Genomic DNA, 23,781 nt, shown 5'->3' with positions numbered 1-23,781 from the left:
TTTATTTGGAGGAGAACGCATCCTGAGAGGAGAACCTTTATGAGCATTGTTAAATCCCTTCTGTCCCGCCGCGCCTTTACCGCGCTGGCAGGTGCAGCCGTCATCGCCACGGCGATGCCGGTCACGTCCTTTGCTGCCGACGTGACGATCCCGATCATCGTCAAGGACACGACGTCCTTCTACTGGCAGATCGTTCTGGCAGGCGCCCGCAAGGCCGGCAAGGATCTCGGCGTCAACGTGCCGGAGCTCGGCGCGCAGGCAGAATCCGACATCAACGGCCAGATCAGCATTCTGGAGAATGCCGTTGCCGGCAAGCCGGCCGCCATCGTCATCTCGCCGACCGAGTTCAAGGCGCTCGGCAAGCCGATCGACGAAGCCGCCAAGTCGGTTCCGATCATCGGCATCGACTCTGGTGCCGACTCCAAGGCGTTCAGCTCGTTCCTGACGACCGACAACGTCCAGGGCGGCCGCATTGCCGCTGACGGTCTTGCCGCCGCCATCAAGGAGATGACGGGCAAGGAAGAAGGCGACGTCGTCATCCTGACCAATCTTCCCGGCGTCGGCTCGCTGGAACAGCGCCGCGAAGGCTTCCTGGATCAGATCAAGACCAAGCATCCCGGCCTGAAGGTCATCGCCGACAAGTATGGCGACGGCCAGGCGACGACCGGCCTCAACATGATGACCGACCTGATCACCGCCAATCCGAACCTCGTCGGCGTCTTCGCCTCGAACCTGATCCTGGCGCAGGGCGTTGGCCAGGCGATCGCCGAAAACAAGCTCGGCGACAAGATCAAGGTCATCGGCTTCGACAGTGACGACAAGACGGTGGGCTTCCTCAAGGATGGCGCGATCGCCGGCCTCGTCGTTCAGGACCCCTATCGCATGGGCTATGACGGCATCAAGACCGCGCTTGCCGTCTCCAAGGGCGAAAAGGTTCCTGAGAATGTCGACACCGGCGCCAACCTCGTCACCAAGGCGAATATGGCCGATCCGAAGATCGACGCGCTCCTGAACCCGAAGATCAAGTAAGACGACAGACGGGCCGCGCCGACTCAAAAACCGGCGCGGCCTTTTCCATCCATGGTATGGTTCAGCAGGGATGGAGCAGACGCGACAAGAGGAGGAGAGGTCCATGATCGGACTGGAAGAGGTCAGTCATCGCCACGATGACAGCGCCACGCTGAAAGAAGCCAATCGCATTCCCGCCGGATCGCCTATCCTCGAACTGAAAGGCCTGCAGAAGAATTACGGTCATGTGCAGGCGCTGAAGCCGGCGACGATGACCTTCCTGGCCGGAGAGATCCACGCCATCGTCGGCGAAAACGGCGCCGGTAAATCCACCCTCATCAAATTGCTCACCGGTGTCATCACCCGGACGGCCGGCGAGGTGTTGTGGTGCGGCCATCCGGTGGGGCTGTCGACGCCGAACGAGGCCATCGCCCGCGGCATCAACGCCGTCCACCAGGAAGTCGTGCTCTGCCGGCACCTGACGGTGGCCGCCAACCTCTTCCTCGGCGACGAGGTCAACCGCTACGGGCTGATGCGCAAGAAGCAGATGGAGAAGATGGCGCAAGCCGTGCTCGACGATCTCGGCTTCGGCCTGCCTGCCGGCGCGCTTCTGAGCTCGCTGACGATCGGCCAGCAGCAGCTGGTGGCAACGGCGCGGGCGGCGATGCGCGGCACGCAGTTCCTGATCTTCGACGAACCCACGGCCTATCTGACGCGCCAGGAATCGGCGCAGCTCTTCAAGCTGATCCGCCGACTGCAGGGCGAAGGCGTCACCATCGTCTATATCAGCCACCGCATGGAGGAAGTCTTCGAACTGGCCGACCGTGTCTCGGTGCTGCGCGACGGCACGCATGTCGGCACGCGGCTGATCGGCGAGACCAACGAGGCCGAGCTGATCGCTTTGATGATCAACCGCTCGATCGAGCAGATCTACCACAAGGAAGAGATCGCCATCGGCCAGACGATCGTCGAGGTCAAGGGTCTTTCAGGTCCGGGCTTCGAGGACGTGTCGCTCAGCGTCAAAGCCGGACAGATTGTCGGTCTCTACGGGCTGATCGGCGCCGGCCGCAGCGAATTTGCGCTCGGCCTCTACGGGCGCCAGCCGATCAGCGCCGGTGAAATCCACTGGATGGGCAAGCGTGTCGATATCCGCAACGAACGCACGGCGATGGAGCTCGGCATTGCGCTGGCGCCGGAAAGCCGGCGCGACCAGGGGCTTTGCCTCAACCTTTCGATCGGCCTCAACATCAACCTGCCGGTCTTCGGGCGGCTTAGCCATGGGCCGGTCATCAACCACGCGCGGGAGTCGGCCAATGCCGACAGACAGATCCGCGATCTCAGCATCAAGACACCGAGCCGGCGGGTTCCGGCCTCCAGCATGTCGGGCGGCAACCAGCAGAAGATCGTCATCGGCAAGTGGCTGAGCCACGGCGCGAGGCTGTTCATCTTCGACGAGCCGACCGTCGGCGTCGACGTCGGCACCAAGGCGGAAATCTACCGGCTGTTCGCCAAGCTGCTGAAGGAGGGGGCGGGCATCATTCTGATCTCCTCCTACCTGCCCGAAGTCTACGAACTGGCCGACCGGCTGCACGTCTTCCGCGGCGGCAGGCTCGTCGCCAGCCATGATTTCCACGCGGCGACGCATGAACAAGTGCTCAGCGAAGCGATCGGCGTCTGAGCCAGAAGAATAAGAGGGAGAAAATTCATGACTGCCACCCCCACCGAAATCGTCGCGCCGCCGCCACGCCGGAAAATGAACATCCTGTTCGGCCTGACCCTGATCGGCCTGCTGATCTTCCTCTGGATCGTGCTCGGCTTCGTCACCACCAGCTTCTGGACGCCGCTCAACATTTCCAACCTGCTGCGTCAGGGCGCCATGACGGCGATCCTGGCGCTCGGCCAGACCTTCGTCATCATCACCGCCGGCATCGACCTCTCGGTCGGCGCGATCGTCGGCTTCTGCACCGTCATCATCGCCTGGCTGTTGCAGGCGGGCGTGCCGCTTTGGGCAGCGATCGTGCTGACGCTTGCCATCGGTGTCGCGATCGGCGCCTTCCACGGCTTCGGCATCGTGCATATGGGCCTGCCGCCCTTCATCATCACGCTGGCAACCCTGACGTCGCTGCGCGGCATCGGCCTGCTGATCACCAATGGCTCGACGATCAGCATCACCGACGAGAGTTTCAGCAATTTCGCGCGTGCCGATTTCCTCGGCATTCCGAGTCTGTTCTGGATGGTCATCCTGGTGGCGGTGCCCTCCTTCGTCTTCCTGCATTTGAGCCGCTGGGGCCGCTATCTCTTCGCCGTCGGCTCGAATGCCGAAGCCGCGCGCCTCTCCGGTGTCAACGTCAAGGGCATGATCTACCTTGCCTATATCCTCTCGGCCGGCTTCGCCGCCTTCGTCGGCGTGCTGCTCGCCTCGCGCATCGCCATCGGCAATGCGACACAGGCCGACGGCTGGGAACTGCAGGCGATCGCCTCCTCGGTCATCGGCGGCACCAGCCTGTTCGGCGCGGTCGGTTCGGTGCACGGCCCGCTGATCGGCGCCTTCATCCTCGCCACCATCAACAACGGCGCCAATCTTCTGAACGTCAACTCCTTCTGGCAGCGCATCATCACCGGTCTGCTGATCATCGTGATCGTCTTCTTCGACCAGCTGCGCCGCCGCAAGAGCAATTGAGAGACATAGAGAAAGCCGGTCCGGACGGCCGGCTTCTTCAAATTCCAGGAATGCGAGACCTGTCATGAAAGCAGTTGTTTGCCGCGAGCCCGGCGTGCTCGAGATCGTCGAACGGCCATCCCCCGCCGCACCGGCGCCCGGCTGGGTGCGGCTCGCCGTCAGCCATGTCGGCATCTGCGGCACGGATTATCATATTTTCGAGGGCAAGCACCCGTTCCTCGAATATCCCCGGGTGATGGGGCACGAAATCTCGGCGACGGTCATCGCAGCCGGCGACGGCGTAACGCTTGCGGCCGGCACGCCGGTCATCGTCAACCCCTATCTCTCCTGCGGCCAATGTGTCGCCTGCCGCCAGGGCAAGCCAAATTGCTGCACCAATATCAAGGTGCTCGGCGTCCATACCGACGGCGCCTTCTGCGAGGAGATTTCTGTTCCGGCAGGCAATCTCTATCCCGCCGAGGGTCTCAGCCTGGAGGCGGCGGCGACGACGGAATTTCTGGCAATCGGGGCCCATGCAGTGCGCCGCTCGCTGGCCAGCGCCGGCGCACGCGCGCTCGTCATCGGCGCCGGCCCGATCGGCCTCGGGGCGGCGATCTTCTCGCGTATTGCCGGTCACGAGGTGACGCTGCTCGATACCAGTACCGAACGGCTGCAGATGGCTGCGGAACGATTTGGTTTTACCTCAGGCATCGTCGCCGATGAGAAAACCGCCGATGCCGTGCGGGAAAAAACTCATGGCGACGGATTCGACGTGGTGTTCGACGCCACGGGTTACGGCCCCTCGATGGAGAAAGCCTTCTCCTTTGTCGCCCATGGCGGCGCATTGGTGCTGGTCAGCGTCGTCAAGGACGACATCCGCTTCTCCGACCCGGAATTCCACAAACGCGAGATGATGTTGATCGGCAGCCGCAACGCCACCCGCGCCGACTTCGAACATGTGGCGGATTCGATCGCCAAGGGGCTGGTGCCGGTGGATAAGCTCATCACCCATCGCACGACGCTTGCCGATGCCCCGCGCGATCTCGCCCGCTGGGCGCATGAGAAGAGCGGGCTGATCAAGGCGGTGATCCGGGTTGGTGGGTAGGTTACACGCATAATATCCGCGCGGATGTGCTCGGCGTGGATACTCGGGTCAAGCCCCAGTATGACGGAGAGTGAGGAAACCCGTGCTGCAAGAGGCGGGACGTGCGGAGGAATGGCAGCAAAATGCGAGGCGGTTTGCGTAAATAAAGACGGCAGTTCCAATAAAACCAGACGCCTTGCGGTCCTTGCCACACGCGCTCCCCCACACTCCGTCGCCCTCGGGCTTGACCCGAGGGCCTATGCGGCAAGCACTGCATTCGCGTTTCAAAAGCGCAAAGCGCTTTCCGTCCGGAATGGCGAAGCCGCTAACCCGCAGCCTCGATCGCCCCGCGCATCTCCCTGACCACCGCGACATCCGTCCTATTGCTGCTCTTCGCCTCGAAGCCGAAGGCAACCGCTCGCGGATCGACGCCTTCGACCCGCGAGCTGCAGGATCCATGCACCTCGCGGGCGCCGGTTGCCTGCAATATTGCGCCGACGTTGGCGGGGCGGATGCCGCTGCCGGGCATGATCGATATGCGGCCGGTCGCCTTTGCCGACAGGCGCTGCAGCGTTTCGATTCCGTCTATGGCGTTTGGCGCGCAGCCGGAAGTAAGGATGCGTTCGCAGCCGAGTTCGATCGCCTGCTCCAGCGCCTGGTCGGCATCCGGCACCAGGTCGAAGGCGCGGTGCAGCGTCGATCCCAAGCCGGCAGCATGCGCCTTCAGGCGGTAAATCAGCGGCATGTCGAGCGTGCCGTCCGGCCGGTTGGCGCCGATGACGACGCCGGCAAGGCCGGCGGCGCGCACGGCGTCGATATCGAGCAGCATGGCTTCCTCGTCGGCGCTGCCGAAGATGAAGGGGCCGGCATGCGGGCGGATCATAGCGTAGACCGGGATGGGCGCCCGGGCGGCGATCCGCATCAGGCTCGGTAGCGGCGTCAGGCCGCCGAGCTCCAGCGCCGAGCAGAGCTCGATACGAGAGGCGCCGCCTTCGATCGCGGCGGCAAGGCCCTCGGCGCTGTGGACACAGACTTCCAGCAAGATCGTCATGCGGCGCTCTCCCTCGTTCCGTCGGTTTTCGCGACGGCTTCCGACGTTATTCTTGCCGCCGCCGCGATGATGACGGCGCAGGCGTCGGCGGCGGCTTTGCGATGGTTGAAGGCGACGTGATAGGACATCGGCAGGGCCTCGTCGAGATCGACGATGCGTACCTTGTCGGCGATCGGCATGGCGCTGACCCGGCCGAGGAAGGAGACGTAACCGTGATTGGCGACGAGGTCGACGATCACGGGCAGCGAATCCGCCGCGGTGATATCGCGGCTGCGCAAGCGCCGGTCTGCGCGCTCGTGGCTGAAGGCCATGGCCGCATGGCCGAGGCCGGTGCGCGGGCTCGGCATGCAGATCGCATGGGCGGCCACCAGTTCGGCGACCGTCGTTTCCGTGCTTTGCGGCGGGGCGATCACCACCATGTCGGTCTGCAGCAGTTCGCGATGGCGGAAGTCTTCCAGGCCGAAGACCGAATCCAGGATCGCCACATCGATGCGGCCGCTCTTCAGCGCTTCGCGCAGATCGTCGGCGGTCATCGCGACCAGCGAAATTGCATTGTTGCTGCGGCGCGCGTTCCATTCGGAGACCAGCAGGCCGAGGCAGCGCGCCACCCAGCTTTCCGATCCGGTCGGGATGATCGAGCCGATGCGAAGCGACCGCGCGGTGCGGCGATAGCGCTCGTCGGCGGCCGATTTCAGATCGTTCCACGCCTGGCTGATCGCCATGAAGATCTGGTAGGCGCGCCTGCCCTCCTCCGTCAGGACCGAGCCATGCGCCTGCCGCTCGAACAGCCGGCGCCCGAGAAATTTTTCAAGATTGGCAAGCTGGAGCGAAAGCTGCGGCTGACCGAGATGAAGGCGGCACGCGGCGCGGTTGATGCTGCCGTGATCGGCGACCTCCAGGAACCGCTCGATCGCGACGATCTTGACGGGAATACGAGCGGCCCAGGCCTCATCGATCCCGCCGGCGCCGGCGTGGTCGGCGAATTGGCAGAGCTCGCCGATCGCGACCGTGATCGGCTCCAGGCCTTCGAGCAAGCCGCCGCTTGCGATCAGCGTCACCAGCTCGCCGGAGGCGCGTTCCGTCAGCTTCATCGCCAGTTCCGTCTCGGCGTTGCGGATGGCCGCAGACACGGTGGAGGGCGACAACTGGAAGCGGCGCGCGGTCTCGCGGACCGAGGCCGAGGTCAGGACATGGCGGATGATGAACAGGGCGCCGAGATGCAAAGGCTGGCTCCGGAAAGTACTTTAAAAACCGGACGATATGATGTGTTCGCGAAAAAAGATATCCCAGCTTCGACAGAGCCGGGCTATCGTCGGCGTCATAAAAATCCGGGCACATCCGCGCAAGAGCACCGGAACCATCGCGGAAACACGCAAGGGAACAAAAACAAATCGCGCTCGCCCCGGAAAAGGGAATAGCTTTCCGCGCGCCGCGCCGCGTTCGTCGCCATAATCAAGGGCGCGAACGCAAATACTGGAGGGGGCCTGCATCGATTTTTCGAGCGTGGACACTATTTCCATCACGCACGCAATTCCGGCATGATGGGGGCCTTGTCGCCTTCGCCGGCGGATTCCTGCGCATACGCCTCCCACCGGGGGGCTTGCGCCACCTCAACGGTTTTCAAACAGGGGATATTCCATGCTGAAGAAACTCGCACTTGCCGTCTCGCTCTCCGCCTTCGCGGCGGGTGCGGTTCAGGCCGCAGACGTCGTCGTCTCGTCGAAGATCGACACGGAAGGCACGCTGCTCGGCAATGTCATCGCACTGGCGCTCGAAGCAAACGGCATCAAGACGCAGGACCGCATCGCGCTCGGCGCCACGCCCGTGGTGCGCAAGGCGATCACCGCAGGCGAAATCGATATCTATCCTGAGTATACCGGCAATGCCGGGTTCTTCTTCAACAAGGCCGACGACGCGGCCTGGAAGAACAACGACCAGGGTTATGAACTGGCAAAGAAGCTCGATTATGACGCCAACAAGATCGTCTGGCTGACGCCGTCGCCGGCCAACAACACCTGGGCGCTTGCCGTGCGCAACGATGTGGCCGGCCCCAACAAGCTGAAGACCATGTCCGATTTCGGCAAGTGGGTTGCCGGCGGCGGCAGCGCCAAGCTTGCGGCGTCTTCCGAATTCGTCAATTCGGCCGGCGCGCTTCCCGCCTTCCAGACGACCTACGGCTTCCAGCTGAAACCCGACCAGATGGTCGTTCTCTCCGGCGGCGACACGGCAGCGACGATCAAGGCCGCCGCCGACCAGACGAACGGCGTCAACACCGCCATGGTCTACGGCACCGATGGCGCGATCGAAGCGGCCGAATTGACGGTTCTCGAAGACGACAAGGGTGTGCAGCAGGTCTATGCGCCGACCCCGATCATCCGCGAAGCGGTGCTGAAGGCCAATCCGAAGATCGAGGAAATCCTCTCGCCGATCTTCAAGAGCCTCAGCGCCGACGAGCTGCGCAAGCTCAACGCCAAGATCCAGGTCGACGGCGAGCCGGCAAAATCTGTCGCCGAAGCCTATCTCAAGGAAAAGGGCTTCCTGAAGTAATCATCGCCCGCTCCGCCCGGCAGCGGGCGGAGCCTTTCCCCACAAGGTTGGATCGATGGACGAAACCTCAGCGGTCCGCAGGCTGGACCGGCTCGGCCTGGTACTGGTGGCCGGCGGCATTGCGGCCACCGCTCTGATGCCCTTCATCTACGTCAAGGCGAATCGCATCGCCGCCGGCAAGCCGATGCTGCTGGCCCAGCTCCTTCCCCAGCCTTCCGTCGTCATCCTGACCGCCCTCCTCATACTCACCGCCCTGGCGACGCTGTTTCTCCGCAGCGCAGTAGCGCGGCTCGTCATCGCGACACTCTGCCTCGCGGCGCTGGTCGTCGCGATCGGTCTGGTCTCGACCGCGGCGACGCCGGCCGGCAGCACCGTGGCGCGCATGACGCCGGGCGGCGGTTTCTGGACGCTGTTCGCGGTGATCGGGCTCGTCATCTCGGATGCGCTGGTGAAGATAAGGCTGGCGCCGTGGATGCGGGTCGCAGCGCTTGCGGCCTATGCGGCGCTTCTGTTCATCCTGCTTGCCTCCGGCCTGCTCGACAGCCTGTCGATCATGAAGGAATTCTCGACGCGGGCGCCGCAATTCGAGACCGAAGCGATTTCGCATCTGCTGCTGGCCCTCGGCTCGCTTGCCATCGCTATTCTTCTCGGCCTGCCGCTCGGCATCCTCTGCTTCTGGGTGCCGCGGCTGCGGGCCGTGGTGCTGCAGGGCCTCAGCCTCATCCAGACGATCCCGAGCCTGGCGCTCTTCGGCCTGCTGATGCTGCCGCTCGGCTACCTCGCCACCCATGTGGCGCTGGCGGCCGCGATCGGCATCCGCGGCATCGGCACGGCGCCGGCGCTGATCGCGCTGGTGCTTTATTCGCTGCTGCCGATCGTCGCCAATACCGTCGTCGGCCTTCAGGGCGTCGATCCCTCGGTGCGCGATGCCGCGGCCGGCATGGGACTGACGCGTCGGCAGATCCTCGTTCGTATCGACATGCCGCTTGCCTTTCCTGTCATTCTCACCGGCATCCGCATCGTGCTGGTGCAGGCGATCGGCATGGTGACGATCGCCGCGTTGATCGGCGGCGGCGGCTTCGGCATCTTCATCTTCCAGGGGCTCGGCCAGACCGCCATGGATCTCGTGCTGCTCGGCGCCGTGCCGACAGTCTTCTTCGCCTTCTCATCGGCCGTCATCCTCGATGCGGTCATCGACAGCATCCGGGGGCCCGCCGCATGAGCATGATCGAAATCCGCAATGTCACCAAGCGCTATGGTGCCGCCACCGTCGTCGACAATGTCTCGATGGAGGTCGAAAAGGGCTCGATCACTGTCATCGTCGGCACGTCGGGCTCCGGCAAATCGACACTGATGCGGATGATCAACCGGCTGGTGCCGATCACCGAAGGCAAGATCTTCGTCGGCGGCCGGAATGTCATGGACGTCGAGGTGACCGAGCTTCGCCGCCGGATTGGCTACGCCATCCAGGGGCACGGCCTGTTTCCCCATCGCACCGTCGCGCAGAATATCGCCACCGTGCCGCAGCTTCTGGAATGGGATTCGGCACGTATCGCCGCCCGCGTCGAAGAACTGCTCGGACTGTTCAACCTCGATCCGGCAACTTTCGCCGACAAATATCCGCATCAGCTTTCCGGCGGCCAGCAGCAGCGCGTCGGGGTTGCCCGGGCGCTGGCGGCCGAGCCGGAACTGCTGTTGATGGATGAACCCTTCGGTGCCCTCGATCCCGTCATCCGCGGCAAGGCGCAGGACGATCTGCTGGCGATCCAGAAGCAGTTCGGCACCACCATCATCCTCGTCACCCACGACATGGACGAGGCCTTCCATCTCGGCAATCAGATCGCGGTGATGAGCCAGGGCAGGTTGCTGCAATGCTCGACGCCGGAAAAGATCCTCACCGAGCCGGCCGATCCCTTCGTCCAGCAACTGACCGGCACCTCCGACCGGGCGCTGAAGCTGATGTCGCTGCTGCCCCTGAAGGAGAGCATGGGACCGGCCAAGAGCGGGCTTGCCTATGCCCTGCCGCAGTCGCTCAGCCTGCGCGACGCGCTTGCCGAAATGATCTGGCAGGGGGTCGACGAGGCGGCGGTGCAGGATGGCGAGAAGGCGCCTGTGGGATCTATTTCAATGACACGGCTGCTCGAACTGGGCCGCAAGGCATGAAACTCGTCGTCGCCAATCTCTTCCGGCTGGCCGCACTCGTCCTGCTCTTGATCCTGCTGTTCAGGACCCAGTGGCTTTCCTTCCTGCTGACGCCGCTGACCACCAACAATGCGCCCGCCGTCTATACGCAGAACAGCCTTGCGTCGCTGGCTGCCGGCCATCTGCAGCTCGTCGTCGGATCGATCGCCTGCAGCGCCGTGCTCGCCGTTCTCGGCGGCATCTTCGTCACCCGCGAAAGCGGCGCCGACTTCCTGCCGCTGTCGCGGGCGATTGCCAATGCCGGGCAGACCTTTCCGCCGGTCGCGGTGCTGGCGCTGGCCGTTCCGGCCACCGGTTTCGGCGCCATGCCGACGCTGATCGCACTCTTTCTCTATGGCCTCTTGCCGATCTTCGAAAACACCGTCGCCGGTCTCAAGCAGGTGTCGCCGCAGGTGCTCGATGCCGCCGACGGCATGGGCATGAGTGCCACGCAGCGGCTGTTGCGCGTCGAGCTGCCGCTTGCCCTGCCGCTGATCCTCGAAGGGCTGAAGGTCGCGACCGTCATCAATATCGGCACGGCGACGATCGGCTCGACGGTTGCGGCAAAGGGCCTCGGCGAGGTGATCATCGCCGGGCTGATATCGGACAATACGGCCTTCATCCTGCAGGGCGGGCTGATCGTCGGCCTGATGGCGGTGCTGCTCTACGACGCCATGGGTCTCGTCGAAGCGGCGATCACGCGAAGAATCGGCTTGCGCGCGGCGTAGAGGGACCGCTACCACAGGCATGGCCGAAAGAATGGGAGGCAGAATTGGCGAAGATGATCCACTCCATGATCCGCGTTCTCGACGAGGCGCGTTCGGTCGACTTCTATCGCAAGGCTTTTGGCCTTGCGGTTGCCGATCGCGTCGATTTCGAAACCTTCACGCTGATTTATCTCAGCAATGCCGAGACCGGCTTCGAACTGGAGCTGACCGTCAACAAGGGCCGGACCGAGCCCTATAATCTCGGCAATGCCTATGGCCATCTCGCCGTCTCGGTCGAAGAGGTGGCGGTCGAGCGTGAGCGCATGCTGAAACTGGGGCTGAAACCGGGTGAACTGGTGGAGCTCAATCGCGACGGCAGGCTCTTCGGCCTATTCTTTTTCGTCAGCGATCCCGACGGCTACAAGATCGAAGTGCTGCAGCGCCATGGCCGGTTTCTCTGACGCGCCGCGCCGCTGCCGATCGCCGCGGCGCCACTTCTAACAACACCCCACCACAATTGCGAGCGGCATAAATCAGGAGCCCGCCATGATCGAGAAGACCGCCCTCAATTCCGGCTGGACGCTTTCCTGCAACGATACAGCAAGGCCTGGTCTGCCGGAAACAATCCCCGCGACGGTGCCGGGCTGCGTGCATCTCGATCTTCTCGCCAGCCGGCTGATCGCCGATCCCTATATCGACGTCAACGAGATCACCAATGACTGGATCGGCAAGACCGACTGGACCTATCGCTGCAGTTTCGAGGCAGCGCCCGATGATGACAGGGTGCAGGAACTCGTGTTCGACGGGCTCGATACGGTCGCGGTGATCGCGCTGAACGGCGACGAAATCGGCTGCAGCTTCAATATGCACCGCACCTATCGTTTCGATGTTTCCGGGCTGCTGAAGTCCGGCCGGAACGACCTCACCGTCACCTTCCGTTCCGCCTATGCTTATGGCGCGGAGATGGAGAAACATTACGGCTACCGGCCGAACAATTATCCGGGACCGGGCAATCTGATGCGCAAGATGGCCTGCAATTTCGGTTGGGACTGGGGGCCCACGCTGGTGACCTCGGGTCTCTGGAAACCGGTGCGGCTGGAAAGCTGGGACCGGGCGCGGCTTGCGGAAACACGGGTTTCGGCAACGCTTGCCGGCGGCGACGGGCTGGTGAAGATCCACACCCGGCTGGCACGGCATGGCGCTAGCGCTCCGTGCCGGCTCGTCGCGACAATCGGCGGCATAACGACGGCGGTGGCGATCGGCGCCGGCGAAGCCGAGGTCGCCCTCGAACTTCGCCTGCCGTCGCCGCAGCTCTGGTGGCCGCACCATCTCGGCGCGCAGCCACTTTATCCCCTGACGCTTGAACTCTTCGACGAAGCCGGCGGCGATGTGCTCGACACTTATCGGCGTGAGCTCGGTTTCCGTTCGTTGCGGCTCGACACCTCGCCCGACGCCCACGGCTCGGCCTTCACCTTCGTCATCAACGACGTGCCGCTGTTCATCGCCGGGGCAAACTGGATTCCCGACGATTGTTTCCCATCGCGGGTGACGGCCGAGCGCTATGCCGCCCGCATCGAGGAGGCGAAGGCCGCCAATATCCACATGCTGCGCGTCTGGGGCGGCGGCATCTTCGAGCGCGACGAATTCTACGCGGCCTGCGACCGCATCGGCATGCTGGTCTGGCAGGATTTCCTCTTTGCCTGCGCCGCCTACCCGGAAGAGGAGCCGCTTCGAAGCGAGGTCGAGGCTGAGGTGCGCGACAATGTCGTGCGACTGATGCCGCATGCCTCACTGATCCTCTGGAACGGCAACAATGAGAATATCTGGGGCTTCGACGAATGGGGCTGGCGGCCGATCATCAAGGCCGGCGAGAGCTGGGGGCTCGGTTATTATCTCGATCTGCTGCCGAAGCTCTGCACTGAGCTCGATCCCGACCGGCCCTATTATCCCGGCAGCCCCTATTCCGGCTCGATGGAGATCGAGCCCAATGCCGACGCGCATGGCTGCAAACATATCTGGGACGTCTGGAACGACGTCGGCTACGAGGTCTACCGCAACTATATCCCGCGTTTCTGCTCCGAATTCGGCTGGCAGGCGCCGGCCGCCTGGGCGACGATCGCCGAAAGCGTTCATGACACGCCGCTGACGCCGCAAGCGAACGGCGTCTTCCATCATCAGAAGGCGACGCTCGGCAATGACAAGCTGATCCGCGGCCTCGCCGGCCATCTGCCGGAGCCGAAGACGATGGACGACTGGCATTTCGCCACTCAGCTCAACCAGGCCCGCGCCATCCGCTTCGGCATCGAGCACATGCGCTCTCATCGGGAGATCTGCAAGGGTGCGGTGGTCTGGCAGTTCAACGACTGCTGGCCGGTGACCTCCTGGGCAGCCCTCGATTCGGCCGGTCGCCGCAAGCCGCTCTGGTATGCGCTGAAGGCCGCCTATGATCCACGCCTGCTGACGATCCAGCCGCGCGGCGGCGGACTTGCGGCAGTGGCGGTCAACGAGAGAACGCTGTTCTGGCGGGCGAAAATCAGCGGCAGGCGTTTGAATCTCGACGGCACCGTGCTGGCCGAATTCGAATTCTGGCGTCTGCTCTGCGACCGCTTCGAGGCCAACGAGTTTCCGCTGCCCGACGATATCGTCAGGCCGGACTTACCGAAGGACGAGGTCGTGGTCGTCGACATGCTCGACCGGCGGGCGTTCCATTATTTCGTCGAGGATATCGAGCTTGCCTTGCCGGTGCCGCGGCTGACGGTGGATGTTGCGACGATCGAGGGCGGGTATGCGGTGAAAGTGACGGCCGAGAACTTCCTCAAGGATCTCTGCCTGATGGCGGACCGGCTGGATCCGGATGCGGTGGTCGATACGATGCTGGTGACGCTTCTGCCGGGCGAGAGCCATGTGTTTGCGGTAAGAACGGCGAAGGTAATTGAGGCTGATGACATCGTCGGTACCGTTCTGCGCACGGCCAATGATCTTGTCGCCGGTTCGCGCTAGCTGCCCCTCATCCGCCTGCCGGCACCTTCTCCCCGCTCGCGGGGCGAAGGGACGATGCCGCAAGCTCTCCGTTCCCACCACCTCTCGCGGCGCACGTCCCCTCTCCCTGTCAGAACGGGGAGAGGTGAGGGTGAGGGGCAATCGCCACTCGACACCAAAAAGGCCCCGCATCGCACGGGGCCCTTCCAGCTCGGTCCATCGGACGAGATTACATCCAGTAGGGCGGCACGCCGTAGTAGTCGTAGACCCGGCGGCCATTATCGTTGTACCAGGTGTCGTCATCGTCCGAATAGCTCGGGGCGCCTTCGATCTGCTCCTTCGTCAGGTCGATGCGATAGCCGTCCAGCTGGGTGTCATAGTTCAGCTTTTCCCAGGGGAGCGGATAGTGATCGTCACCGATGCCCAGGAAGCCGCCGAAGCTCAGCACGGCATAGGCGACGCGGCCATCGAGCTTGCCGATGATCAGCCGTTCGATCGAGCCAATATGCCTGCCATCCGGGCCGTAGACGCGGGTACCTTCGACCCGGTCGCTGGCGATCAGCGAAGGCGTATCCTTTACGTTCGGGTCGCGGCGGCTGGCGTCGGTATCCTGATTCAACATTGTGTACCTCCTTTGGTGTTTCTTCGTGGTGAGTATGCAGGATCAACGTCACGGCGGACTCAAAGTTCCCGGTTTTGTCGCCGATCGCGACATCCGCAAATGTTGACGTTTACGTCAAGGTTAGTATAGCGTCATTCAGCTTGAACCGTTCAGGCAATGGCATAAGCTGCCGGGCAGGAAGATGGAGGATGCTTCCGGTCAATCGCGGGCCAGCCGATAGCGGCTCGGCACAGGCGCGGCGACCGCAAGGGAGAGAGACACACGATGACCAGCATTTCCGTCCATCCGAACGGAGCAAAAGCCGACAAGCCCTGGCTTGCAACCTATCCCGAAATGGTTCCGGACGAGCTCCCGCCGCTGGAACATGCCTCGCTTGCCGAACTCCTCGAAAAATCCTGCGCCCGTTACGCCGACCGGACGGTTTTTTCCAGCATGGGCAAGGCGATGAGCTACCGCGAGCTGGAGGACAAGACACGCAAGGTCGCCGCCTGGCTGCAGAACATCGGGCTGGAGAAGGGCGACCGCGTCGCGGTGATGATGCCAAACGTCCTGCAGAATCCGGTCGCCACCTATGCCATCCTGCGGGCCGGCTTCGTCGTCGTCAACGTCAATCCGCTCTATACGCCGCGCGAACTCGAACACCAGCTGCGCGATTCCGGCGCCAAGGCAATCTTCGTCCTGGAGAATTTCGCCCGCACGGTCGAGCAGGTCCTGAACAAGACCGATCTGCGCCATGTCGTCGTCACCTCGCTCGGCGAAATGCTGGGGCCGAAGGGGCTGATGGTCAATTTTGTCGTGCGCAAGGTGAAGAAGCTCGTTCCCTCATGGTCGATCCCGCAGCATAAGAGCTTCAGCCAGGTGCTGCGCGAAGGCGCGAAGAAGAGCCTTCGGCCGGTCACGCTGACCGGTGGCGACGTCGCCTTCCTGCAATATACCGGCGGCACGACCGGGGTTGCGAAGGGCGCGGTGCTGACGCATCAAAACCTGCTCGCCAACAAGCTGCAGCTGTCGCTCTGGCTGCGGTCGGCCTTCGAGCGCAAGAAACAGCCCGAAGCGCTGAACTTCCTCTGCGCGCTGCCGCTCTACCACATCTTCGCGCTGACGGTGAACTCGCTCATGGGCATGTCGCTCGGCGCCCACAATATCCTGATCGCCAATCCGCGCGACATTCCCGGCCTCGTCAAGGAATTCGGAAAGTCGAACATTCATATCTTTCCGGGCCTCAACACGCTGTTCAACGCGCTGATGAACAATGCCGAATTCGCCAAGCTCGACTTCTCCTCGCTGATCATGTCGCTCGGCGGCGGCATGGCCGTCCAGCGCCCGGTCGCCGAACGCTGGCTGAAGATGACCGGCACGGCAATTACCGAGGGTTACGGGCTGTCCGAGACCTCGCCCGTGGCCACCGCCAACCGCTTCGATTCGATCGAGTTTACCGGCTCGATCGGCCTGCCGCTGCCCTCCACCGAACTCGACATCCGCGACGAAGAGGGCCGTCCGCTGCCGCTCGGCGAAATCGGCGAGATCTGCATCCGCGGGCCGCAGGTGATGGCCGGCTATTGGCAGAAGCCGGAGGACACGGCGCGGGTGATGACGGCCGACGGCTATTTCCGCTCCGGCGACATGGGCTTCATGGACGAACGCGGCTACACCAAGATTGTCGACCGCAAGAAGGACATGATCCTGGTCTCCGGCTTCAACGTCTATCCGAACGAGATCGAGGAGGTCGCCGCCATGCATGCCGGCATTCTCGAAGCCGCGGCGATCGGCGTCCCGGACGGGCATTCGGGCGAGGCGGTCAAACTCTTCGTCGTCAGGAAGGATCCGAACCTGACGGAGGCCGAGGTGAAGGCCCATTGCATCGCCAATCTCACCAATTACAAGCGCCCGCGCTTCATCGAATTCCGCACCGAGCTGCCGAAATCCCCCGTCGGCAAGATCCTGCGCAAGGACCTGCGCGGCTGAATTTGACGATCTGATGAAATTAAAGCCATCCGCTTGCCGCGGGTGGCTTTTTTCATAGTGGAGCAGCGGCTGAACTTGATTTGGGCCCGATAAAGCGAATAGTTTCCGCAACCTTTCCGCCTCAAAAGGAGCCTCCCCATGAACGCAATCGTCGAACAGCTGAAAAGCACCGCCGCCGCCACCAAGGCGACCGATCTCCGCGCGGCCTTCGCCGCCGATGCACAGCGCTTTTCGCGCTTCTCCGTCGCGCTCGACGACCTCCTGATGGATTTTTCCAAAACCGCGGTGAATGACGACATCCTGAAGCTGCTGGTGAAACTCGCCGAAGACGGCGGCGTCGAGAAGAAGCGCGAAGAGATGTTCTCCGGCAAGGCGATCAACTTCACCGAGGACCGCGCCGTTCTCCACACGGCGCTGCGCAACCGCTCCAACACGCCGGTTCTGGTCGACGGCAAGGACGTCATGCCGGATGTCAACGCGGTGCTCGCCGCCATGGGCAAATTCGCCGACGATATCCGCTCCGGCGCGCTGAAGGGCGCGACCGGCAAGGCGATCACCGACGTCATCAATATCGGCATCGGCGGCTCGGATCTCGGCCCTGTGATGGCGACGCTGGCGCTTGCGCCCTTCCATGACGGTCCGCGCGCCCACTTCGTCTCCAATATCGACGGCGCCCATATCGCCGATATCCTCAAGCTGGTTCAGCCGGAGACGACGCTGTTCATCGTCGCCTCGAAGACCTTCACCACCGTCGAGACGATGACCAATGCGCAGACGGCGCGCAATTTCATCGCCAAGGCGCTCGGCGAAGCGGCCGTGCAGCACCATTTCGCCGCCGTCTCGACGGCGCTCGACAAGGTCGCCGCCTTCGGCATCGACAGCGCCCGCGTCTTCGGCTTCTGGGACTGGGTCGGCGGCCGCTATTCGATCTGGTCGGCGATCGGCCTGCCGCTGATGATCGCCATCGGCCCGGAGAATTTCGGCAAGTTCCTCGACGGCGCCCATGCCATCGACAATCATTTCCGTCAGGCGCCGATTGCCGAAAACCTGCCGATGCTGCTCGGCCTGATCGGCTTCTACCACCGCAATGTGATGGGTTATCCCACCCGCGCCATCCTGCCCTACGACCAGCGCCTGTCGCGTTTCCCGGCCTATCTGCAGCAGCTCGACATGGAATCGAACGGCAAGGGCGTCACCATCGACGGCACGCCGGTCGAGGGCAATTCCGGCCCCATCGTCTGGGGCGAGCCCGGCACCAACGGCCAGCACGCCTTCTACCAGCTCATCCATCAGGGCACGAGCATCATCCCGGCCGAGTTCATGATCGCCGCCAATGCCTTCGAGCCGGAATTACGCCATCAACACCAGCTGCTGGTCTCCAATGTTCTCGCCCAGTCGGAAGCGCTGATGAAAGGCCGCACCTTCGCAGAAGCCAAGAAGCAGCTGACCGACAAGGGCATGGACGACAAGAAGGCCGATTTCATCGCGCCGCACCGCGTCTTCCAGGGCAACCGGCCGTCGATCACCTTCGTGTACGACAAGCTGACGCCTTACGCGCTCGGCCGACTCATCGCGCTGTACGAACACCGCGTCTTCGTCGAAGGCGTGCTCTTCCGCATCAACTCCTTCGACCAGTGGGGCGTCGAGCTCGGCAAGGAACTGGCGACTGGCCTGCTGCCTGTCGTCGAGGGCAAGGAGAGCGCGGCAGGCCATGATTCCTCGACGCAAGGGCTGGTCGCGGCGCTGGCGAAGCTGGCGAAGTAGGACCAGCCGGCCCGTCGTCTCACCTATAGCCGCCAGGCCGGGCACGCCGCCCGTCCTCCGGTGCCCACCTCTGTGCAAAGCGGGCGCCGCTGCGACGGGCTGTGATTGGCAGGCCATCAAGGGCCGACGGCTACCGCCTACATCGACGTGGCGGCCGCAGATGATGAACTGGGCAGCGCGCCCTGCCGCAATGGATCGCCGCGCGAATCCGGATTGAATGTTCTACTAATAGAAAATTGTAGAAAGAATTCTTTCAATCTGCGGCAATCGCCCTAGATTCAAGCAAAATCTGTGCGCAAGGTATTTCAGACGACATGGCCTATCAAGCCGGGGATGAAGCCGGTTTCATTGCTTTCACCGGCCTGTGCACCGGGCCACTCGCGTCCTGCTCTTTCGATGTCGGCGCCTGCACTGCATCGCGCTTCCCGCGATCCGGAAAGCCCCCGAGACGTTGCCACAGAGCATTTTCACGATCCATCTCAACTGAAGGAAGCTCATGAGCCGTCTTATCGTCGTTTCCAATCGTGTCCCCATGCCGGCCAAGGATGGCAGCGCCGCGGCCGGTGGCCTCGCCGTCGCGTTGCAGGCAGCCCTGCAGGCGCGCGGCGGCATCTGGATGGGGTGGTCCGGAGAATCGAGCGGAGACAGGGAGCCCGGCCCGCTGGCGCAACTGCAGAAGGGTAACATCACCTATGCGCTGACTGATCTCACCGACACCGATGTCGAGGAATATTATCGCGGCTTTGCAAATCGCGTTCTCTGGCCCATCTGTCACTACCGCCTCGACCTCGCCGAATATGGCCGGAAGGAAATGGCCGGCTATTTCCGTGTCAACCGCTTCTTCGCACATCGGCTGGCGCCGATGATCGAGCCGGACGACATCATCTGGGTTCATGACTATCATCTCATTCCGCTGGCGGCCGAACTGCGCCAAATGGGGCTGAAGAACCGGATCGGCTTCTTCCTGCACATTCCCTGGCCGCCGGCCGATATTCTCGTGACGATGCCGGTCCATGAAGAAATCATGCGCGGCCTCTCCCATTACGACCTCGTCGGCTTCCAGACCGATTACGACCTGCAGAACTTCGCCGGCTATCTCAGAAGGGAGGGCATCGGCGACGACCTCGGAAACGGATTGTTCGATTCGCATGGGCGGATCTTCAAGGCCGGCGCCTATCCGATCGGGATCGAAACCGCCGCCTTCGCCGAATTCGCCGAAAAGGCCGCAAACAACGTGATGGTGCAGAAGACCCGGCGCAGCGTCGAAGGCCGTGACATGATCATCGGGGTCGACCGCCTCGATTATTCGAAAGGCATCATTCAGCGGCTGGAGGCGTTCGAACGCTTCCTCACCAGCAATCCGGCCTACCAAAACAAGGTCACCTATCTGCAGGTCACGCCGAAATCGCGGTCGGAGGTCCCCGAATACGAGCATATGCAGAAGATGGTCGCCGAACAGGCTGGCCGCGTGAACGGCGCCATCGGAACGGTCGACTGGGTGCCGATCCGCTATGTCAACCGATCGATCAGCCGCAACGTGCTCGCCGGCCTCTACCGCCTGGCGACGATCGGACTGGTCACGCCCTTGCGCGACGGCATGAACCTCGTCGCCAAGGAATATGTCGCCGCCCAGGATCCGCATCGGCCGGGCGTCCTGGTTCTATCGCGCTTCGCCGGCGCGGCACGGGAGCTGAAGGGGGCGCTGCTGGTCAACCCCTACGATGTCGAGGGTACCGCCAATGCGCTTGCCAGGGGGATTGTCATGTCGCTCGCGGAGCGCCGCGACCGCTGGAACATGATGATGGAACATCTGCGCTCTCACGACGTCTCGCTCTGGTGCGAAACCTTCTTGGGGGATCTGATGATCGCTCCAGAACTCGGCCGTAGCGTGGCTCCCCAGGCAGCCTCCTGATCGATCGGCGTCCACATGAGTCGTCGAAGGCCTGACGCAAGGGCTGGCTGCGGCGCTGGCGAGGCGTTAAACATGCCCCTCACCCTAACCCTCTCCCCGTAAACGGGGCGGGGGACGTGCCACACGCAATGTCGACGGCGGAACAGAGAGGCCGCGACTATCCCCCTTCGCCCCGCAAGCGGGGGTCCGAAGGACGGGTCGAGACCCGTGGCTCGACCTCGGTCGGTGCCGGCAGGCGGATGAGGGGCTGATGCTCGGTCAAGCCTTAAAGCCCGATCTCATGCGCCCAGGGCGGGTTGGCGCCGGCGCGGGAGACGGTGACGGCGGCGGCTTTGGCGCCGAGCGTCAGGGCGTTGCGCACCGCCTGTTCGTCGAGCGAGGCGACCTGCGCCTTGGTCAGCAGGCCATCCCTCTTCAGCGAGGCCAGCACGCCGGCATCGAAGGTGTCGCCGGCGCCGACGGTGTCGACGACCGCGACGCGCTCGCTCGGCACCGTCACCTTGCGCTCCTTGGTATAGCCTGAAGCGCCTTCGGCACCCTTGGTGATAACGACAAGCTTGACGCCATGGGCGAGCCAGTGGGCGGCGAGTGCATCGTGGTCCCCTTCAAGACCGAACCAGTCGAGATCCTCGTCGGAGAATTTAACGATGTCGGATTTGGCCGCCATGCGCTCGATGCGGGCCAAATGCGCCGGCTTGTCCTTGATGAAGCCGGGGCGGATGTTGGGATCGAGCGAGATAACGCGCTTCTCGGCTTCGCGGTGGAGCAACGCTTCGTAGGTTTCGCCGCAGGGGCTCGGGATCAGGCTGATCGCCCCGAAATGCAGCGCTTCGCAATCATCGCCGAGGACGGGCAGGTCGGCCTCGGTGATCATGCGGCCGGCCGTGCCCTCGTCGTAGAAGGCATAGGTCGCCTGGCCGTTGACGAGCTTGACGAAGGCGATCGTCGAGGGGCGCTGCGTGATGGCGCAAGGGCCGTAATCGACATTGGCGGCCTTCAGCGTCGCAAGCAGGATTTCGCCCATCATGTCGTCGGCAATGCCGGTGAAGAAGGCCGTCGGGATGCCGAGGCGGCCGAGCGCGATGGCGGTGTTGAAGATCGCGCCCCCGGCATAGGGGGCGAAGCCTTTTTCGCCCAGGGTCGTATCTCTCGGCAGCATGTCGATCAAGGCTTCGCCGCAGCACAAAATCATCGGATTCCTCCCAACAGGACTTACGCGTCCTTCAATCGATTAAGCGAGCTTTTGTCAAAAGGCTAGAGCGAAAGCTCACTGACGCCACCATTCCTTCCCGACCAGGCGAGCGGCGCATCGAGGAAGGCTTCGACTTCTTCGAGCGTCTTGTCGTCGAACAGCTTCTGCGCCCTGGCGACGGCGAGAACATTGCGCCAAGTGGCGATATGATGCAGCCGAACCTTGCCTTCGGTAAAGCGCTGTTGACCGAAGATGTCGTAGAAGAACAGCGCGATGCCGTGATCGACGATGCCGCCGGCGGCGCGGACCGCATCGATGAACTTGAACATGCTGCCGCCGGCCGTCGTCAGGTCCTCGATGACGAGCACGCGCGACCCTTCCGGCATATTGCCTTCGATCTGGGCATTGCGGCCATGGCCCTTCGGCTGCTTGCGGACATAGATCATCGGCAGGCCGAGGCGGTCGGCGAGCAGGGCGGCGAAGGGGATGCCGGCGGTCTCGCCGCCGGCGATGCAATCGAACTGCTCGAAACCGGCATCGCGCAAGAGCGTGCTGGCGGCAAAATCCATGACCGTCGAACGGATGCGGGGGTAGGACAAGAGCTTGCGGCAATCGATATAGACCGGGCTCGCCATGCCGGAGGAGAGCTTGTAAGGCTCGCCCGCATTGAAATGCACCGCCTTGATCTCCCAGAGCATCTTGGCCACCAGTTCGGCCATCAGGGCGCGGTCGGGAAACGTAGTCTGGATCATGCGGCTCTCCTTCAACTTTGCTCATTGCGGCAATAGCAGCAAGAGCCCTGAGTTTCCAGACGCAACACGGTTGTATCAGCCCAGCAGCCGGCTGAAATCGACGACCTGCATCGTCTTGAACAAAGCGATCGCCCGAGCGCCCTCCTCCGCATCCAGTGATACGGCGTAACGCACGGCAGCAGCCAGCAATTGCATCGTCAGCCGGGCAATCGCCAGAAGCTCGCCGTGGTCGCGATCGGGCCACAGGCGCAGCAGCACGGCGAGAAACGCCCGGGCGTGGAATTCCATGTCCTCGGCATCGATCTGCTGCAGCAGCTTGTCGGTATGGGTCGCATGCCAGAGATCGCGCATGACGGGCTCGCGGCGGAAAAAGGCATAATATTCGTCGACGATATTGGCGAGCGCACCTTGCAGGGCCGCGGCGTCGGCGACCTTTTCCAATTCCGCCTCGACACAGCGCCTGCCCTCTTCGTTGAAGCGTTCGGCCAGCGTCCGGATGATTGCGCTCTTATCCGGGAAATACTGGTAGAGCGCGCCGAAGGAAAGCCCGGCCTTCTCGACGATCTCGCTCATCTTCAGGCCGTCGCTGCCCTTGCTTTCGATCAGCTCGGCGGCGACGGCGAGGATTTTTTCGAAGCGCTCGCGGCCGCGCTGCTGGCTGGGGATCCGGCGCGGCTGGCCCGCATGCTGCTGCTGACGCCTGCGTGACGCGACCACCTGTTCCGACATGCTCTGCTCCTTCACGATTGACAATCAAAATAAGAGAGTTTATCTCATTTCGCAAATGAGAGAGTTTCTCTTATTCCATCCCGGAAGGAGCTTCGACATGCAGATCGTCCTTATCCTTTCCCTCGTCGCCGCAGCGATCGGCAGCGGCCTCGTCGCCGGTATCTTCTTTGCCTTCTCGACCTTCATCATGACCGCCTTTTCGCGCATCCCGGCGGAACAGGGCATTGCCGCGATGAATTCGATCAACGTGACGATCGTCCGCTCGCCCTTCATGGCGCTGTTCGTACCGACGGCGATCCTCTGCCTGGTCATTGCTGTGCTGGCGCTGATCAACTGGCGCGGCGGGGCGTCGGCGCTGATGCTGGCGGGAGCGGCGCTCTATGTCTTTGCCTCCTTCCTCTCGACGATCATCTTCAACGTGCCGATGAACGATGCGCTGGAGAAGGTAAGCGGCAGCGGGCCGGAAGCGGTTGCGCTGTGGAGCACCTATCTCAGGGACTGGACCTGGTGGAACCATGTCAGGACGGTGGCCTCGCTGCTGGCCTCGCTCGCCTTTGTCAGGGCGTTGATGATCGTTTGAAAAACATGCGCCGGCAGCCAAGAGAGCCTCATCCTGAGATGCCCCAAAG

21 protein-coding genes are annotated in these 23,781 nt (G+C 63.1%); 14 read left to right on the top strand and 7 right to left on the bottom strand.

Features of this window, described 5'->3' with window-relative positions:
• The first annotated feature begins 39 nt into the window (after positions 1 to 39).
• The 4 genes from J2J99_RS02625 to J2J99_RS02610 all read left to right on the top strand — a co-directional run bounded on the left by J2J99_RS02625 (position 40) and on the right by J2J99_RS02610 (position 4,772).
• Complete coding sequence (locus J2J99_RS02625) at positions 40 to 1,029, top strand: ABC transporter substrate-binding protein (protein ID WP_168295209.1); 990 nt, start codon at positions 40 to 42, stop codon at positions 1,027 to 1,029.
• A gap of 103 nt (positions 1,030 to 1,132) precedes the next feature.
• Entirely contained in the window at positions 1,133 to 2,686 is a 1,554-nt protein-coding gene (locus J2J99_RS02620; protein WP_168295210.1) for a sugar ABC transporter ATP-binding protein, read from the top strand.
• A 27-nt stretch (positions 2,687 to 2,713) separates the two neighbouring features.
• Positions 2,714 to 3,688 (top strand): ABC transporter permease, encoded by a 975-nt coding sequence (locus J2J99_RS02615; protein ID WP_168295211.1) that lies wholly within the window; start codon positions 2,714 to 2,716, stop codon positions 3,686 to 3,688.
• Between the two features lie 64 nt (positions 3,689 to 3,752).
• Positions 3,753 to 4,772 carry a zinc-binding alcohol dehydrogenase family protein gene (locus J2J99_RS02610; RefSeq protein ID WP_168295212.1) on the top strand — a complete coding sequence of 340 codons (1,020 nt, stop codon included), beginning with the start codon at positions 3,753 to 3,755 and terminating at the stop codon, positions 4,770 to 4,772.
• A gap of 304 nt (positions 4,773 to 5,076) precedes the next feature.
• On the opposite strand, the gene J2J99_RS02605 is transcribed toward J2J99_RS02610, so the two are convergent.
• From J2J99_RS02605 to J2J99_RS02595, 3 genes are read right to left on the bottom strand one after another with little or no spacing between them, the layout of a single operon-like run.
• On the bottom strand, positions 5,077 to 5,802 hold the full coding sequence (locus J2J99_RS02605; RefSeq protein WP_168295213.1) for a copper homeostasis protein CutC: 726 nt from the start codon (positions 5,800 to 5,802) through the stop codon (positions 5,077 to 5,079).
• Positions 5,799 to 7,025, bottom strand: a complete 1,227-nt coding sequence (locus tag J2J99_RS02600) for a LysR family transcriptional regulator (protein WP_168295214.1) — start codon at positions 7,023 to 7,025, stop codon at positions 5,799 to 5,801. The genes J2J99_RS02605 and J2J99_RS02600 overlap by 4 nt, the downstream gene beginning before the upstream one ends.
• 21 nt (positions 7,026 to 7,046) lie before the next feature.
• A complete protein-coding gene (locus J2J99_RS02595; protein WP_168295215.1) occupies positions 7,047 to 7,325 on the bottom strand; it encodes a hypothetical protein in 279 nt (92 codons plus the stop codon).
• Between the two features lie 115 nt (positions 7,326 to 7,440).
• Here J2J99_RS02595 and osmF point away from each other — a divergent pair, with 115 nt between their 5' ends.
• The 6 genes from osmF (at position 7,441) to J2J99_RS02565 (ending at position 14,237) form a co-directional block, all read left to right on the top strand.
• Positions 7,441 to 8,349: a glycine betaine ABC transporter substrate-binding protein OsmF gene (gene osmF, locus J2J99_RS02590; RefSeq protein ID WP_168295216.1), complete on the top strand. Its 909-nt coding sequence runs from the start codon at positions 7,441 to 7,443 to the stop codon at positions 8,347 to 8,349.
• A gap of 55 nt (positions 8,350 to 8,404) precedes the next feature.
• Positions 8,405 to 9,571, top strand: a complete 1,167-nt coding sequence (locus J2J99_RS02585) for an ABC transporter permease (RefSeq protein ID WP_168295217.1) — start codon at positions 8,405 to 8,407, stop codon at positions 9,569 to 9,571.
• A complete protein-coding gene (locus J2J99_RS02580; RefSeq protein WP_168295218.1) occupies positions 9,568 to 10,512 on the top strand; it encodes an ABC transporter ATP-binding protein in 945 nt (314 codons plus the stop codon). The genes J2J99_RS02585 and J2J99_RS02580 overlap by 4 nt, the downstream gene beginning before the upstream one ends.
• Positions 10,509 to 11,258, top strand: a complete 750-nt coding sequence (locus tag J2J99_RS02575) for an ABC transporter permease (RefSeq protein WP_168295219.1) — start codon at positions 10,509 to 10,511, stop codon at positions 11,256 to 11,258. The genes J2J99_RS02580 and J2J99_RS02575 overlap by 4 nt, the downstream gene beginning before the upstream one ends.
• 44 nt (positions 11,259 to 11,302) lie before the next feature.
• Entirely contained in the window at positions 11,303 to 11,698 is a 396-nt protein-coding gene (locus J2J99_RS02570; protein ID WP_168295220.1) for a VOC family protein, read from the top strand.
• An 85-nt stretch (positions 11,699 to 11,783) separates the two neighbouring features.
• Positions 11,784 to 14,237, top strand: coding sequence for a glycoside hydrolase family 2 protein (locus J2J99_RS02565; protein ID WP_168295221.1), 2,454 nt, complete (start codon positions 11,784 to 11,786; stop codon positions 14,235 to 14,237).
• Between the two features lie 208 nt (positions 14,238 to 14,445).
• Here J2J99_RS02565 and J2J99_RS02560 read toward each other — a convergent pair whose 3' ends face one another.
• On the bottom strand, positions 14,446 to 14,838 hold the full coding sequence (locus tag J2J99_RS02560; RefSeq protein ID WP_168295222.1) for a PRC-barrel domain-containing protein: 393 nt from the start codon (positions 14,836 to 14,838) through the stop codon (positions 14,446 to 14,448).
• A gap of 264 nt (positions 14,839 to 15,102) precedes the next feature.
• Here J2J99_RS02560 and J2J99_RS02555 point away from each other — a divergent pair, with 264 nt between their 5' ends.
• The 3 genes from J2J99_RS02555 to otsA all read left to right on the top strand — a co-directional run bounded on the left by J2J99_RS02555 (position 15,103) and on the right by otsA (position 20,479).
• Positions 15,103 to 16,803, top strand: a complete 1,701-nt coding sequence (locus J2J99_RS02555; RefSeq protein ID WP_168295223.1) for a long-chain fatty acid--CoA ligase — start codon at positions 15,103 to 15,105, stop codon at positions 16,801 to 16,803.
• Positions 16,804 to 16,941: 138 nt separating this feature from the next.
• Entirely contained in the window at positions 16,942 to 18,567 is a 1,626-nt protein-coding gene (gene pgi / locus J2J99_RS02550; protein WP_168295224.1) for a glucose-6-phosphate isomerase, read from the top strand.
• Positions 18,568 to 19,063: 496 nt separating this feature from the next.
• Positions 19,064 to 20,479, top strand: a complete 1,416-nt coding sequence (otsA, locus tag J2J99_RS02545; RefSeq protein ID WP_168295225.1) for an alpha,alpha-trehalose-phosphate synthase (UDP-forming) — start codon at positions 19,064 to 19,066, stop codon at positions 20,477 to 20,479.
• Between the two features lie 265 nt (positions 20,480 to 20,744).
• Here the strand turns inward: otsA and J2J99_RS02540 are convergent, their stop codons facing one another.
• From J2J99_RS02540 to J2J99_RS02530, 3 genes are all read right to left on the bottom strand, one after another.
• Positions 20,745 to 21,671, bottom strand: a complete 927-nt coding sequence (locus J2J99_RS02540; protein WP_168295226.1) for a carbohydrate kinase family protein — start codon at positions 21,669 to 21,671, stop codon at positions 20,745 to 20,747.
• A 62-nt stretch (positions 21,672 to 21,733) separates the two neighbouring features.
• Positions 21,734 to 22,423: an orotate phosphoribosyltransferase gene (locus J2J99_RS02535; protein ID WP_168295227.1), complete on the bottom strand. Its 690-nt coding sequence runs from the start codon at positions 22,421 to 22,423 to the stop codon at positions 21,734 to 21,736.
• A 75-nt stretch (positions 22,424 to 22,498) separates the two neighbouring features.
• Entirely contained in the window at positions 22,499 to 23,152 is a 654-nt protein-coding gene (locus J2J99_RS02530) for a TetR/AcrR family transcriptional regulator (protein ID WP_168295228.1), read from the bottom strand.
• A 97-nt stretch (positions 23,153 to 23,249) separates the two neighbouring features.
• On the opposite strand from J2J99_RS02530, the gene J2J99_RS02525 reads away from it, so the two are divergent.
• A complete protein-coding gene (locus J2J99_RS02525) occupies positions 23,250 to 23,732 on the top strand; it encodes an anthrone oxygenase family protein (protein ID WP_168295229.1) in 483 nt (160 codons plus the stop codon).
• Positions 23,733 to 23,781: the final 49 nt, after the last annotated feature.

It is taken from the genome of Rhizobium binae (assembly GCF_017357225.1).
Classification (GTDB): domain Bacteria; phylum Pseudomonadota; class Alphaproteobacteria; order Rhizobiales; family Rhizobiaceae; genus Rhizobium; species Rhizobium binae.
This window is presented reverse-complemented; position numbering and strand designations above follow the sequence as displayed.